The following is a 14,034-nucleotide window of genomic DNA, read 5'->3' as shown; positions in this document are numbered from 1 at the left end:
TCAGGGCGCTATCTGCACCTGGCTGTGGTCGCCGAGCACCACGCGGTGCGCGCGGGGCGCGCGGGCGGCGCCGCTCATGCGGACCATGCGGCCGATGAGCGAGCCCTCGATCCGGCCGGCGTTCTCGATGCGGGAGTCGTCCAGGATGATGGAGAACTCCACCTCGCTGCCGCTGATCACACAGCCGTCCGCGACGGACGTGGAGGGGCCGATGTAGGAGTCGCGTACGACGCTGTCCGCGCCGATGACCGCGGGGCCCACGATCCGGGACCGTACGATGCTGGCCCCGGCCTCGACGCGGACCCGGCCGACCAGTTCGCTGTCGCCGTCCACCTCGCCCAGGACGGCGGGCGGCAGGCCCTCCAGCACGGTGCGGTTGACCTCCAGCATGTCGGTGACGTTGCCGGTGTCCTTCCAGTAGCCGGAGATGACCGTGGACTGCACGGTGCGGCCCGCTTCGACCAGCCACTGGAGGGCGTCGGTGATCTCCAGCTCGCCGCGGGCCGAGGGTTCGATGGCCCGTACGGCGTCGTGCACGCCGGACGTGAAGAGGTAGACGCCGACCAGCGCCAGGTCGCTGCGCGGCTCGCGCGGCTTCTCCTCCAGGCGCAGGACGCGGCCTTCGGGGGACAGCTCGGCGACGCCGAACGCGCTGGGGTCGGCGACCTTGGTGAGCAGGATCCGCGCGTCGGGGCGGGACCGCCGGAACTCCTCGACGAGTTCGGTGATGCCGCCGACCACGAAGTTGTCGCCGAGGTACATCACGAAGTCGTCGTCGCCGAGCCAGTCGCGGGCGATGAGCACGGCGTGCGCGAGGCCGAGGGGCTGTTCCTGGGGGAGGTAGGTGACGCGGGCCCCGAAGCGGGAGCCGTCGCCCACGGCGGTGCGGATCTCCGCCGCGGTGTCCCCGACGATGATGCCGATGTCGGTGACGCCCGCGGCGACCAGGGACTCGATGCCGTAGAAGAGCACCGGCTTGTTGGCGACCGGGACGAGTTGCTTGGCGGCGGTGTGGGTGATGGGCCGCAGTCTGCTGCCGGTGCCTCCGGAGAGGACAAGTGCCTTCATGAGCGGGTCATCCTTGGGTGAGGGGGGCGGGTTCAGCGGCGGAGTGGTGGTGCCACAGCCGGGCGTAGAGGCCGTCGGCGTCGAGGAGTTGCCGGTGGGTGCCCTCCTCGGCGATCCGCCCGGCGTCCAGGACGACGATCCGGTCGGCCCGTGCGGCGGTGGCCAGGCGGTGCGCGACCAGGACGGTGGTGCGGCCGTCGGCCAGGCGGTCCCCGGCGTCCAGCACCTCGCGTTCGGTGGCCGGGTCGAGGGCGGCGGTGGCCTCGTCCAGGAGGAGCAGGCCGGGGTCCACGAGGTGGGCGCGGGCCAGCGCGACGAGCTGGCGCTGGCCGGCGGACAGGCGCTGCCCGCGCTCGCCGACGGGCTGGCGGAAGCCGTACGGCTGGGCGGCCACCGCGGGCAGCGCGCCCACCGCCCGCACGGCAGCCTCGACCTCCCGGTCGGTGGCGTCGGGCCGGCCGTAGCGGACGTTGGCGGCGATGTCGCCGGTGAACAGGTGGGCTTCCTGGGGGACGACGCCGAGCAGCCGGCGGTAGGCGGGCGGATCGTAGGCGCGGACGTCCACGCCGTCCACCAGCACCTGCCCTTCGGTGGCGTCGTGGAAGCGGGCGAGCAGCTTGACCACGGTGGACTTGCCGGCCCCGGTGGCGCCGACCAGCGCGACCGTCTCGCCGGGCCCGACGCGCAGGCTGACCCGGTCCAGTGACGGCTGCCCGGCGCCCGGGTAGCGGAGGGTGACCTCGCGGAGTTCGACCGCGCCGCGCAGCCGGTCCGGTACGGGTACGGGGTCGGCGGCGGGCCGCACGGAGGGCGTGACGCGCAGCAGTTGCAGGGTGCGGCGCAGGCCGACGGACGCCTGCTGGTAGCTGTCGAAGGCGAGCGAGAGCTGCTGGAGGGGCGCGAAGAACATGCCGAGGAAGAGCGTGAAGGCGACCAGGACGCCGGGGCTGAGGCCGCCGTCCGCGACCCGGTGCGCGCCGTACAGCAGCACGGTGGCCTTGGCGAGTTCGGCGGTGAGGTTGACGCACGGAAAGTACACGGCGGCGTAGCGCTGGGCGCGCAGCCGGGCGGCGCGGTAGCCCTCGGAGAGCTTGCCGAACGCCTCGGCGGTCTTGCCCTCGCGGCTCTGGGACTGGGCGACCCGCAGGCCCGAGACGTTCTCCTGGAGGCTGGAGTTGACCTCGCCGACGCGTTTGCGCGCGTCGCTGTACGCCGCGGAGGACAGCCGCCAGAAGACGGCCGTGGCCACGGCGATCAGGGGGACGAGGGCGAGGGCGGTCAGGGCCAGCGGCAGGTCGACGGCGAGCATCGCCACGACGGCGCCGCACAGCGTGGCCAGGGCGGCGACGGAGGCCAGCAGGTGGGTCTGGAGGAAGGCGGAGAGCGCGTCGATGTCGTTGACCATGGCGGTCATGATCTGGCCGCCGCGTTCGCGCTCGTAGAAGTCCAGCCCGAGGCGCTGGAGGTGGGCGAAGGTCTTCACCCGCAGCCCGTACAGCACCCGTTCCCCGGCCCGCCGGGTGACGCGTGCCTGGAGGGTGAGCACCCCCCAGCCGGCCGCGACGACGAGCAGCGCGGTCAGGGCGGTGGCGGCGAGCGCGCCGCCGTCGCCCGCGCCGACCCCGGCGTCCAGGCCGTGCCGTACGAGCAGGGGCAGCGCGAGGGAGGCGAGGGAGTCCGCGACGACGAGCACCAGGCCGAGCAGCAGGGCGGCGCGTACGGGGGTGAGCAGGCGCCAAAAGCGCGCGTCGGGGTCGGGGGCGCGCAGCCGGGCCTCGTCCAGGCGCGGGTCGTCGGTGGTCTCCTCCGCCGCGCTCCGGGCCGCGTCGGCAGGTGGCTCGGGCCACAGCTCCGGGGTGACGCCCTGGTCGGTGGCGTGCGGGGCCGGGGTGACGCGTACGTCGAGGGAGTCGCCCGGCCCGGCCAGCAGTTCGCCGAACAGCGGGCAGCGCTCGGCCAGTTCCTCCTGGGTGCCGCAGTCCACCACGCGGCCCTCGTCCAGGACGGCGATGCGGTCGGCGAGCTGGAGGGTGGAGCGGCGGTGCGCGATCAGCAGGGTCGTACGGTCGCCGGTGACGGCGCGCAGGGTGCGGTGGATGGCGGCCTCGGTGGCGGCGTCCACGGCGGAGGTCGCGTCGTCCAGGACCAGGACGCGCGGGTCGGCCAGCAGGGCGCGGGCCAGCACCACACGCTGCCGCTGCCCGCCGGAGAGCGTCAGCCCGCGCTCGCCGACCTCGGTGGCGTAGCCGTCGGGCAGCGCGGAGATGAACCCGTGCGCCTCGGCGGCCTCGGCGGCCGCCCTGACCTGCGCGTCGGTGGCGTCAGGGCGGCCGTAGGCGATGTTGTCGCGGACGGAGCAGGAGAACAGGAAGGGCTCTTCGAAGACCACGCCGATGGTGGAGCGGAGGTCGGCGAGCGACAGTTCGCGGACGTCGGTGGCCGCACCGGGCGGGCCGACGCGTACGGCACCCTCCTGCGGGTCGTAGAAGCGGGGGAGCAGCAGCGAGACGGTGGACTTGCCGGAGCCCGAGGGGCCGACCAGGGCCAGCGTCTCGCCGGGCCGTACGGTCAGGGACACGCCGTCGAGCACCGGGTCGCTGGGCGCGTACCCGAAGCGTACGTCGCGCAGTTCCAGGCCGGTCGGTCCTGCGGGCAGGGCGGCCGGGTCGGCCGGATCGGTGATGTCGGGCCGGGCGTCGACGAGTTCGTAGACCCGCTCGGCCGCCGCGCGCGCCTGCTGGGCGGTGACCAGGAAGCTCGCGAACAGGCGGGCGGGCCCGGCCAGCAGCGCCAGGTAGGCGGCGAAGGCGAGGAAGGTGCCCAGGCCGATGGTGCCGCGCAGCGCCAGCCAGCCGCCGAGGGCGAGCACGGCGACCTGGCCGAGCGCGGGCAGCGCCGCGAGGGTGGCGGTGGCGCCGGCCTGGATGCGGGCCACCCGCATCCGCCGCCCGAACAGGCCGCGGGCGGCGCGGGCCAGCCGGTTGACTTCGCGGTCTTCCTGGCCGAAGCCCTTGACCACCCGTACGCCGGTGACGGTCTCCTCGACCTGCTCGGCGAGGTGCGCGGCGCCGGCCTGCGCCTCGCGGGTGGCGGGGACGAGCCGCTTGCGGCTGCGGGCGGCGGCCCACGCGGTGGCGGGCACCACGGTCAGCGCGACCAGGGCGAGCGGGGCGCACAGCCACAGCATCGCGCCGACGGCGACGAGGAAGAGGGCCGAGGTGCCGAGCGGGATCGGCAGCATCCCCAGCATGATCTGCACCTGCGTCAGGTCGCTGTTGGCGCGGGAGACCACTTGGCCGGTGCGCAGCGCGTCCTGTTTGACGCCGTCCAGGCGCTGGAGGGAGTCGAACACCTCGGTACGCAGCCGGTGCTGGACGCCGAGGGCCAGTTTCCCCGCGGCGTAGCGGCGGGTGAACTCGGCGGCGAACTGGACCAGCGCGAGGCCCGCCATCGCGGCGGCCAGCCAGCCGATGCGGTCGGTGTGCCCGGCCACGGCGTCGTCGACACCGAGCCGGGCCAGGAGGGGGCCGATCGCCTCAAGTCCCGTGCCGAGCACGGAACTCACGGCGACCGCGAAGAGGAGTCGGGGGTGGTGGCGGCACGCGGCACCGAGCCTGCGTATCCAGCCGGGAGACGTTGTTGACCTGCTGAGCACGTGGTTAGCTTAGGCTTGCCTAAGTGCCGGGTCGTCACTCAAGGCATGTGACCTGTCACACATGTACTGACGCACCATCCGTTTCCCGCCGCCACTCGCACCACCCGTGTCCCGAAACCGACTTGACGGCCCGTCGGGACAGAAAGCAGGTTGTCGATGCGTGTCCTGTTCGCCGGGCCGCCCTTCTTCGGGCTGCTCTATCCGCTGGTCCCGCTGGCCCAGGCGTTCCGCGCCGCCGGCCACGACGTCCTCGTCGCCACCTGCGGACGAGCCGTCGGCCACGCCGCCTCGGCCGGGCTGCCCGCCGTGGACTGCGCGCCCGGCACCGACCCCGACGCCCTGTACGCCGCCATGGAGAAGGGCCGGCGCGGCAAGCCGCCGGCCCCGGGCGAGAAGAACTCCGCGCCCAAGGGCAAGGGGTTCTCCTTCTTCAGCGAGGAAATGGCCGACACCATGGTCGACGTCGCCCGCGACTGGCGGCCCGACCTCGTCGTACACACCCCCAACGGCGTCGTCGGCCAGCTCGTGGCCGCTGTGCTCGGCATCCCCTCCGTCGTGCACGCGGTCGGGTTCGGCCACACCGGCCGGCACGTCGCGATGATGAACGACGCCCTCGCCGACGGGTACGCCCGCCACAACCTGGCAGGGCCGGGACCCGTAGCCGCCTGGCTGGACGTCACCCCGCCCCGTATGAGCGTCACCACCGAACCGCACCGCCGCTACCTGCGCTACGTCCCGTACAACGGCGGCGGCGCGCTCCCGCACTGGCTCTTCGAGGAGCGCAAGCGCCCCCGCGTCGCGGTCACCCTCGGCACCGTCCGCCCGGTCGTGGACGGCCTCTCGCCCGTGGAGTGGGTCATCGACGCGGCCCGCGAGACCGACGCCGAATTCGTGCTCGCGCTCGGCGGCGCCGACCTCTCGGCGCTCGGCCCGCTCCCCGAAAACGTACGCCCCGTGGAGTGGACGCCCCTGGGCGCCCTGCTCGCCGCCGGCGACGCCGTCATCCACCACGGCGGCGCCGGCACCACCCTGACCGCCCTGGACTCGGGGCTGCCGCAGCTCGTCCTCGGCGAGGGCGCCGACCGGCCGGCCAACGCGGCGGCGGTCCGGGCGCGCGGCTGCGGCCTGGTCCCGTCCGACCCGTCGGCCCTCGCCGGCCCCGACCGCCCCGGGCGCGAACTGGTGCGGCGGCTCCTGGAGGACGAGACGCTGGCCACCGCGGCCCGCGAGACGGCCGAGGAGATGGCCGCGCTGCCCAGCCCCGCCGACACCGTGCCCCGGCTGGTCGAACTCGCCCTCGCCCGTGGAGCGGACGGATGACCCGCGCGGACGGTGCCCCCACCGCCCTCACGGCCCCCGCCGGGCCGCCCCGCACCCCCCGGCCCCGCCCGGCCGAGACCGCGGACAGCCCGGAAGTGACGCGCCTGGCCGCCCGGCTCGCCGCGGCCGGGTCGGCGGACGCGCGCGCCGCCGTACTGGACCGGTTCTGGGACGAGGTGGCGGCCCGCGGCACGCCGCTGGTCGAACCGCTCGACGGCGACTCCGGCCACCGCGCCGTCACCTTCCTGTGGCGCGGCGACAGCGCGACCCGCCAGGTGCTGCTGATGGTCAACCGGCTGATGGACCGCGCCGACCTCGCCCCGAGCCTGATGCGCCACCTGCCCGGCACGGACGTGTGGCACCTGACCTACCGCCTGCGCGGCGACCACCGCGGTTCGTACCGCGTCGCCGCCGACACCGAGGGCCGGCCGCACGGCGACCTCGGCCGGCTGGCCGCCTCCGGAGTCGCCGACCCCCTCAACCCCCGCACCATCGCCACCCGCTGGCACGGCCCGCCCGGCTCGGTCTTCGAACTCCCCGACGCCCCCGCCCGCCCCTGGCCCCACCCCGCACGCGCCGGCACCCCGCGCGGCACGGTACGGCGCCACCAGGTGGCCAGCGCCGCGCTCGGCGCGGAACGCGAGGTGTGGGTGTACGAGCCGCCGGCCTCGGCCACGGGCCACGCCGGGCAGCACACCGACACCCTCGTCCTGCTCGACGGTGACATGTGGTTCGGCCAACTGCACCTGGAGGAGGTGCTCGACGGCCTGGTCGCCGACGGCGCGATCCCGCCGCTCACGGTCCTCGCCCCGCACGCCGTGGACAACGCCACCCGCGCCCGTGAGTTCGGCGGCCACCCGGCGTACACCACCTTCCTCGCCGGGGAACTGCTGCCCTGGGCCGCCGGCCGCCTGCCGGTCCGCCCGGACCCGGCACGCACGGTCGTCGCGGGCCAGAGCCTGGGCGGACTCACCGCCCTGTACGCCGGGTACGCCGCGCCGGACCGGTTCGGCAACGTCCTGGCCCAGTCCCCGTCCTTGTGGTGGCAGCCCCCGGGCGAGCCGGCCGGGGAGACGGCGTGGATCACCCGGCGCTACGCCGAGGGGGCGCCGCGCGGGCTGCGGCTGCACCTGGACGTGGGGCTGCACGAGTGGGGAATGCTCGAACAGACCCGGGACCTGCGCCAGACGCTCCGCGCCGGCGGTCACACCGTCACCGGTTCCGACTTCAACGGTGGCCACGACTACGCCTGTTGGGCCGTCGCCCTGGCACAGGGGCTGATCGCCCTCCTCGGCCCGGGAACGCCACCGGCGCACTGAGCCGCCGTCCACCACCGCTCACCGGCCCCGCACCCCTTCCGTTCCGTACTCACAAGGAGCAACACCGATGCGTTTCCGCCGACCCGCCGCCCTGCTCACCGCCGCCCTGGCAGGAGCCCTGACCCTCGCCGGCTGTGGGGACGGCGGCGACGGCAAGGCGGGCGGCTCCGGCACCCGTACCGTCACCGACGCCAACGGCAAGGAGGTGGCGGTGCCCGTCGCCCCCAAGAAGGTCGTCACGCTCAGCGAGCCCACCCTCGACGCCGCGCTCGCCCTGGGCATTCAGCCGATCGGCGCCACCAGCGGCCGCGGCCAGTCCGGCGTGGCCGGCTACCTCGCCCCGAAGGCCAAGTCCGCCCAGATCGTCGCCAACGTCGCCGAACCCGACCTGGACAAGCTGGCCGCCATGCGGCCCGACCTGATCCTGCTCGACGAGACGGTGGGCGCCAAGCGTGTGCAGGACAAGCTCAAAAGGATCGCCCCCACCGTGCTCACCGCCAAACTGAACGCCCCGTGGCGGGACGCCTTCACCGCGACCGCCGACGCCCTCGGCAAGAAGGCCGACGGCCGGAAGTGGCTCGCCTCCTTCGACGCCCGCACCAAGACCGTCAAGGACGGGCTCGGTGCCAACGCCGGGGCCGTCACCAGCGTCATCCGCTGGCAGAACGGCGCCCCATCGGTCGTCGGCAAGGGCAAGGGACACGTCGGCGAAACCCTCGCCGCCCTCGGTCTCAAGCGCCCCCAGGGCCAGCAGGGCGAGAGCTCCGGCCACAGCGAACCGGTGAGCCTGGAGCGCCTGGACGCCATCGACGGCGACTGGCTCTTCCTCGGCGCGCTCGGCGACAAGGCCGCGGGGGACAAGGGCCTCGCGGAAGCCACCGCCGTACCGAACTTCACCAAGCTCAAGGCCGTCGAGAAGCACCACGTCGTGGTGGTCGACGGCTCTGCCTGGAACAGCTCCGGCGGACCGCTCGCCGCGCAGGCCGTCCTCACGGACGTCGAGCAGGCCCTCACGAAGAAGAGCTGAACAGCACCCGCCAGGAGGTTAACCTCGATCTTGTGACCCGGGTCCACCAGCTCGCCGGCGTGACCGGTTCCCCCACGTCGGACGCGACGCTCGCGGCGTACTACGCGTCGATCGCCGAGACCGAGGGGAGCCGCGACGGCACCGTCCGGCACCGGCTGCGCCCGGAGGTCGGCGACGGCACGATCGAGGTGACGCCGCTGCGCAGCGGGTTCCACATCGTCCGCTACGACGTCGCGTTCGCCGGCGGGCACCAGGTCGGGTACGCGTTTCCCGGCGACCACTTCGAGCTGGAGCACTGCGTCGACGGGCGCATGCACGTCAGCGAGGCCAGCACCGGCACCGGCGGCCTGCACGCCGGCTCGGTCGCGCTGAGCCCCCGGTGCGCCACCGGCGGCGTCGTCGCGCACGGCGACGGCGAGCGGTACCGCGCGGTGTCGGTCACCGGGACCTGGACCGGGCTGGAGACCTACCTCGGCAACCTCGGCGCGGGCGCCCTGCCGGCCCCCGGGCCGCAGGACGTCGCGCGCGAACAGTACCTGGGCCGGTCCGCCGCGCTGCGCCCGGTGGCCGGCCCGCTGGCGGAGCTGTTCGTGCACCGGCGCTCCTCCCCGGGGCGCCTGCTGTACATGGAATCGCGGCTCGTGGCGGCGCTGGCCGCACTGGTCGACGGGCTCACGGCCACCGCGCCGCCGGCGGACGCCGGGGACCTCGCACTGGACGACCACGAGGTGGCCGCGCTGCGCCGCGTCCCCGAACTGCTCTGGCGGGAACGCCACGCACCGCCGACGCTGGCCGAACTGGCCCGCGCGTCCTCGATGTCGGTCCGGCGCCTCACCACCGGGTTCCGCGCGCTCTACGGGGTGCCGGTGATGGAGTACCACCGGCGCCGCTGCCTCGACCGGGCCGCGGCCCTGCTCGTCGAGACCGACTGGCCGGTGGCCCGGATCGGGCACGAGGTCGGCTACGCCTCGCCGAGCAACTTCGGCTACGCCTTCCGGCGCGACCGGGGCACCACCCCCGCCAGGTTCCGGCGGGCGCACTCCTGACGCCGCCGGGCGCCGGGCACCGCGCTCCACATCCACGGGACCGCCGCTCCACACCACGGCGCGGTCCCGGTGCCGACGATGGGACGACCCCCAGCAGGCACCCCCGGATGGAGACCGATGACCGCCAGTACCGAATCCGTGTCACCCCGGACCGGGACGGGGCCACTCGTCGTCGTCCTCGGCGGACTCTCGGCGGTATCGCCGTTCGCCATCGACATGTACGCGCCCGGCTTCCCCCGGATCGTCACCTCGTTCGCCACCTCGAAAACGGCCGTCCAGCTCTCCCTGACGGCGTGTCTCATCGGGCTGGCCGCCGGCCAGCTGGTGCTCGGCCCGGTCAGCGACGCGCTGGGGCGGCGGCGCCTGCTCCTGGCCGGTTCCGGCATGTTCAGCGTGTTCTCCCTGGTCTGCGCGCTCGCCCCGTCCATCGCCGTGTTCGACGTGGCCCGGCTGCTGCAAGGCATCGCCGGCAGCGCGGGAATCGTGATCGGGCGGGCCGTCATCAGTGACCGGTTCACCGGCGCCCACGCGGCCCGCCGGCTCACCACGCTCAGCGTGATCGGATCGACTGCGCCGGTGCTGGCGCCGGTGGCCGGCGGCCTGATCCTCGGCGTCGGATCGTGGCGCCTGGTGTTCGTGGCGCTGGCCGTGACCGGGGTGGTGCTGTCGGCCGCGGCCCGGGCGTGGGTTCCCGAGTCGCTGCCCGCCGAGCGGCGCAGGACCGGCGGCCTGCGGGCCGCGTTCGCCGCGATGGGCGGACTGCTCCGGCGCCGCGAACTGGTCGGCTACCTCTTGGCCATGGGGTGCGGACTGGCCGCCCTGTTCGCCTACATCACGGGCTCGCCGTTCGTCTTCGAAGGCACCTACGGCCTGTCGCCCACCGCGTACGGCCTCGTCTTCGCCACGAACGCCGTCGGCACCGTGGTGGCCGGCACGGTCTTCGGGCGGCTGGCCGGGCGCGTACGGCTCAACCTCCTGCTCACCGTCGGCGTCGCCGTCACCGTCGTCTCCCTGGTCACGCTGGTGACCCTGCTCGCCGTCGGCATCAGCACCCTTCCCACCACATGGGCCTGCCTGTTCGGCCTGACGTCCGGGTTCGGACTGCTGCTGCCCGCGTCGATCACCATCATCCTCGCGATCGGCAGCGACACCCCGGGAGCCGCGTCCGGGCTGCTCGGCGGCGCCCAGTTCGTACTCGGCGCCGTGGCCGCGCCACTGCCCGGCGTACTGGGCAACACCACCGCCATGTCCACGGCCGTCGTGGTACTGGGCTGCGTCGTCCTCTCGGCGACCGCCCTGGTCACCCTCGCCCGACCGTGGCAGGGCCACGGCGAGCCGCCCGGTTCAGAATGAAATGATCACGAACATGCGCGAACGACACCACGACGACCGGCTGTTACGCCTGCACAAGGAGCACCGGGACGCGCCGTACCCCGCGGGCTTCCGCGGCGTGGACATCGAAGGGGTGGAGCTGATCCTGCTCGACGCGGATGCCGACGCCCTCGTCCAAAGGGAACTCGAAGGCGGACTCGACCACGAAGGCATCGCCGTCCTCTGGGCGTGCGTCGCCGACCTCGAAAAGATCCTGCCCCTGATCGGCGACAATTACTGCGCGTCCTACTACACGAGGCTGCGGACGATGGCGGGGATCGTAGCGGCACGCTACATACCCAGCGCGTTCTGACCGGCCCGGGCGGGGGACACTGTCGCCGTGACCACACAAGCCGGCATCCAGGCCACCCGGCGGGTGCGGCAGGACCACACCGGCACCCAGAGATCGACGTACTGAAGCTGATCGCCGCCGGCTTCGGCAACCGCGAGATCTCCCGGCATCTGTTCATCAGCGAACCGACCGTCAAGACGCACGTCAACCGCATCTTCGCCAAGACCGGAAGCAAGGACCGCGCCCAGGCGAGCGAATACGCCAGGAAATACCGGTACGCCGACTGAGCCGCCGCGACAGCCCGTGGGCAACCGGCCGGGTGGACGGGAAATCCACCCGTCTCCACCAGGAATCCACCCACGGAACCGCTCGGCGCGTGCATTCAACCCGCTAGCGTCACAAGGGAATTCGGAACGAGAACCCGAATGGGAAACAGTGACACGACAGGACGGGGAAAATCATAGTGGCAATGGCGCTGGACAGCGGGGACATCATAAATCTCGTGCTCCTGCGGTTCGCTCTCATCGCGGGCGGCGTGCTGATACTCCTCCTCATCGGCTCCGCGGTCCTGGTGATGCTCAAGCGCCGGGGCACGGTCGGCCAGGAGACCGTCAACCGGGTCCGCGAGCACGCCGTGCCGCTCGCCCGGTCGGTGATGGAGAACCGGCGCCGCGGCGGCCGGGGCCGCCGCTGACCGCCGCGGCCGGGCGGGAGGGAAAGGGGGACACCACGGACGGCAAGCGGGGGCTCTTCGGGTCGCACGTGCCGGCGAGCCTGGTGACGCAGATCGTCGGACTCGCGCTGCTGGTCGGTACGCTGGCCACCGCCCGTGAAGGCGCCCTGGCTATGTGGGTGGTCTACGGCGCGACCTTCGGCTGCTGGTTCGCCTTCCACTTCCTGGCCGGCACCCGGCCCCGGTGGGCCGGATACACGCTGGTGGCCGGCGCCGCACTGCCCGCGGCCACCGCCGGCTGGGCAGCGGACTCCACCGCGGTGATCATGGTGAGCGTGATGCTCGGCCGGCTCGCCGCCTGGCACCGCCCCACGGCGGCCGCGCTCTGGCCGGTGCTCGGCGGCTGCCTGTCACTGACGCTGCTCACCTCGGCGGCCGGCGGTGCCGGACCGGGCGACCTGGCCGGCTACACCGTCATGATGCTGCTGCTCACCCTGCTGGGACTGAACCAGCGGCAGTACCGGTTGCGGGCCGACCAGGCCGAGCAACTGCTGCACCAGGCCACACTGACGCAGCGGGAACAGGCACAGATCGCCGTCCTGGGGGAGCGGGCACGGATCGCACGGGAGATCCACGATGTGCTCGCGCACTCCCTCGGCGCACTGACCGTACAGCTCAAGGCGGCCGACTCACTGCTGGAGAACGGGGACATCGAGGCCGCGCGGGCCCGGGTCCGACGCTCCAACCGGCTGGCCGACGAGGGACTGGCCGAGGCGGCGGCCGCCGTCACGGCACTGCGGGACGACGTGCTCCCGCTCCCCGACATGCTGGCCGACCTGGTCGGCCACTTCGGCCGCGACCACCACACCGAAATCCACCTGACCTCCACCGGACCCCCCCGGCCGCTGCTCTCCGGGCCCGTCGTCGCACTCGTCCGCGCCACCCGCGAGGCGCTCACCAACGCCGCCAAGCACGCGCCCGGCGAAGCGGTGTCCGTCGCCCTGGACTACGGCGCCGACCGCGTCCGGCTGGAGGTACGCAACGCCGTCCCGCGCACCGCCAAGCCGGTCGACGACGGCCCGCCGGTGTCCGAATACGGGCTGGTGGGAATGCGGGAACGCCTCGCACTGGCCGGCGGAACGCTGGAGAGCGGCCCGGACGACGAACACCGCACCTGGCGGCTCGTGGCCGAGGTCGCCGCCTGAACACCGCTGGACCGCCACCGTCTCACCCGCACCGCCCATCGCGGGTTGTGCACCGGACGCGGGCGTCGTCGTCTCGGAAGCCGTTCCGTAGTGACGCGGCGACGATGTGCCCGCGGTCCCGAAAGTGACCGGCCAGCCACGTCCCGAGCCGGTGGTCGGCCCCGGTGAGCCGGAGTTCGCCGAAGTCCGCGCGGACGGCCAGCGCGGTGCGAAGAAGCCCGGTCACACCGTCGGGGATGACCGCGTCCTGCTCCGGTACGACGAGGAGCGCGCGGCCCGCGAAGCGCGCGTAGGTGTCCAAAGCCCGGCTGTCCCGCCAGCTCTCCGGCCGCCGGATCAACCCGGTGAACCCGGCCCCGAAAGGAACGTCCCAGGCGTCCTCCGCGTAGATCCCCGGCGCACAAAGGACGATGGCCGCCACGCGCCCGCCGTACAGGTCCACCAGATCGGCGACGGTCTGGCCGCTCATGCTGAACCCGGCCAGGAGCAGCGGGCGTTCGGCGTCGAAAGCGGCGTCGATGACGGCCGCGGCCTGGTCGCGCCGCCGCTTGAGGCTGAGGTCGAGGAGTTCCCCGGTGCTCTCCCCGTGCCCCGAGAAGTCCAGCGCGACGGCGGGGTGCCCGCGCATGGCGAAGTCCTTGGCGAGCGGCAGGTTCCGCTCTTTGTTGCCGCTGCCGCCGCCGCCGTGCATGACGACGACGCCGTACGCTCCGGCGCACTCGCTCCGCGGTGTCACGCTGTAGAGACTGAGCTGCTCACCGTCAGCGGCGTGCACGGTCCTGCATACGACGACACCCATGACACCTCCCGAACGAAGCGACGCCCCCGAAACCTACCCGGCCCGGCCGGACGCCCGCCGGTCCGGGACCTGCCCCCTGGAACTGATGCAAGTGCATCGGTATAGTTGCGCCGTTACCGGCTCCCCAATAGCCTCCAAGGTCCCCAGATTTTCCCCAGGGGGCACTAGGCCATTTCTGACGGCTCTTGTCGGGCGGGGTGGATCAGGTTTCGGGTCGGGCAGGCGTCGGGCATGGTGCGGCGACATGAACTGACCGATG

12 protein-coding genes are annotated in these 14,034 nt (G+C 73.6%); 9 read left to right on the top strand and 3 right to left on the bottom strand.

All coding sequences use genetic code 11. The features are described 5' to 3' along the window. Positions 1–1,068 (bottom strand): glucose-1-phosphate thymidylyltransferase, encoded by a 1,068-nt coding sequence (locus ACH4K4_RS35605; RefSeq protein ID WP_398173485.1) that lies wholly within the window; start codon positions 1,066–1,068, stop codon positions 1–3. Between the two features lie 7 nt (positions 1,069–1,075). Next, positions 1,076–4,723: an ABC transporter ATP-binding protein gene (locus tag ACH4K4_RS35600; protein ID WP_398173483.1), complete on the bottom strand. Its 3,648-nt coding sequence runs from the start codon at positions 4,721–4,723 to the stop codon at positions 1,076–1,078. Positions 4,724–4,879: 156 nt separating this feature from the next. Here ACH4K4_RS35600 and ACH4K4_RS35595 point away from each other — a divergent pair, with 156 nt between their 5' ends. From ACH4K4_RS35595 to ACH4K4_RS35555, 9 genes are all read left to right on the top strand, one after another. Next, positions 4,880–6,043, top strand: a complete 1,164-nt coding sequence (locus tag ACH4K4_RS35595) for a nucleotide disphospho-sugar-binding domain-containing protein (protein ID WP_398173481.1) — start codon at positions 4,880–4,882, stop codon at positions 6,041–6,043. Beyond that, on the top strand, positions 6,040–7,362 hold the full coding sequence (gene fes / locus ACH4K4_RS35590) for an enterochelin esterase (protein ID WP_398173479.1): 1,323 nt from the start codon (positions 6,040–6,042) through the stop codon (positions 7,360–7,362). Before ACH4K4_RS35595 ends, fes begins: the two co-directional genes overlap by 4 nt. A gap of 67 nt (positions 7,363–7,429) precedes the next feature. Continuing rightward, on the top strand, positions 7,430–8,389 hold the full coding sequence (locus tag ACH4K4_RS35585; protein ID WP_398173477.1) for an ABC transporter substrate-binding protein: 960 nt from the start codon (positions 7,430–7,432) through the stop codon (positions 8,387–8,389). Positions 8,390–8,421: 32 nt separating this feature from the next. After that, on the top strand, positions 8,422–9,435 hold the full coding sequence (locus tag ACH4K4_RS35580) for a helix-turn-helix domain-containing protein (protein WP_398173475.1): 1,014 nt from the start codon (positions 8,422–8,424) through the stop codon (positions 9,433–9,435). A 117-nt stretch (positions 9,436–9,552) separates the two neighbouring features. After that, positions 9,553–10,788, top strand: coding sequence for a multidrug effflux MFS transporter (locus ACH4K4_RS35575; RefSeq protein WP_398173473.1), 1,236 nt, complete (start codon positions 9,553–9,555; stop codon positions 10,786–10,788). Between the two features lie 13 nt (positions 10,789–10,801). Further along, positions 10,802–11,119: a hypothetical protein gene (locus tag ACH4K4_RS35570; RefSeq protein WP_398173471.1), complete on the top strand. Its 318-nt coding sequence runs from the start codon at positions 10,802–10,804 to the stop codon at positions 11,117–11,119. After that, the gene (locus ACH4K4_RS35565; RefSeq protein ID WP_398173583.1) at positions 11,044–11,385 is read left to right on the top strand and encodes a response regulator transcription factor; all 342 of its coding nucleotides are present in this window, start codon (positions 11,044–11,046) and stop codon (positions 11,383–11,385) included. The genes ACH4K4_RS35570 and ACH4K4_RS35565 overlap by 76 nt, the downstream gene beginning before the upstream one ends. A gap of 182 nt (positions 11,386–11,567) precedes the next feature. Beyond that, positions 11,568–11,792: a hypothetical protein gene (locus tag ACH4K4_RS35560; protein WP_398173469.1), complete on the top strand. Its 225-nt coding sequence runs from the start codon at positions 11,568–11,570 to the stop codon at positions 11,790–11,792. 83 nt (positions 11,793–11,875) lie between these two features. Next, positions 11,876–12,976 (top strand): sensor histidine kinase, encoded by a 1,101-nt coding sequence (locus ACH4K4_RS35555; RefSeq protein WP_398173467.1) that lies wholly within the window; start codon positions 11,876–11,878, stop codon positions 12,974–12,976. A gap of 22 nt (positions 12,977–12,998) precedes the next feature. On the opposite strand, the gene ACH4K4_RS35550 is transcribed toward ACH4K4_RS35555, so the two are convergent. Continuing rightward, the gene (locus ACH4K4_RS35550) at positions 12,999–13,775 is read right to left on the bottom strand and encodes an alpha/beta hydrolase (RefSeq protein ID WP_398173465.1); all 777 of its coding nucleotides are present in this window, start codon (positions 13,773–13,775) and stop codon (positions 12,999–13,001) included. Between the last annotated feature and the right edge of the window lie 259 nt (positions 13,776–14,034).

This window comes from Streptomyces sp. NPDC017529 (assembly GCF_044329785.1).
GTDB lineage: Bacteria > Actinomycetota > Actinomycetes > Streptomycetales > Streptomycetaceae > Streptomyces.
This window is presented reverse-complemented; position numbering and strand designations above follow the sequence as displayed.

Coding starts and splice junctions, on each gene's coding strand:
- ACH4K4_RS35605 (WP_398173485.1), bottom strand. CDS start 1,068: ATGAAGGCACTTGTCCTCTCCGGAGGCACCGGCAGCAGACTGCGGCCC.
- ACH4K4_RS35595 (WP_398173481.1), top strand. CDS start 4,880: ATGCGTGTCCTGTTCGCCGGGCCGCCCTTCTTCGGGCTGCTCTATCCG.
- fes (WP_398173479.1), top strand. CDS start 6,040: ATGACCCGCGCGGACGGTGCCCCCACCGCCCTCACGGCCCCCGCCGGG.
- ACH4K4_RS35585 (WP_398173477.1), top strand. CDS start 7,430: ATGCGTTTCCGCCGACCCGCCGCCCTGCTCACCGCCGCCCTGGCAGGA.
- ACH4K4_RS35575 (WP_398173473.1), top strand. CDS start 9,553: ATGACCGCCAGTACCGAATCCGTGTCACCCCGGACCGGGACGGGGCCA.
- ACH4K4_RS35570 (WP_398173471.1), top strand. CDS start 10,802: ATGCGCGAACGACACCACGACGACCGGCTGTTACGCCTGCACAAGGAG.
- ACH4K4_RS35560 (WP_398173469.1), top strand. CDS start 11,568: ATGGCGCTGGACAGCGGGGACATCATAAATCTCGTGCTCCTGCGGTTC.
- ACH4K4_RS35550 (WP_398173465.1), bottom strand. CDS start 13,775: ATGGGTGTCGTCGTATGCAGGACCGTGCACGCCGCTGACGGTGAGCAG.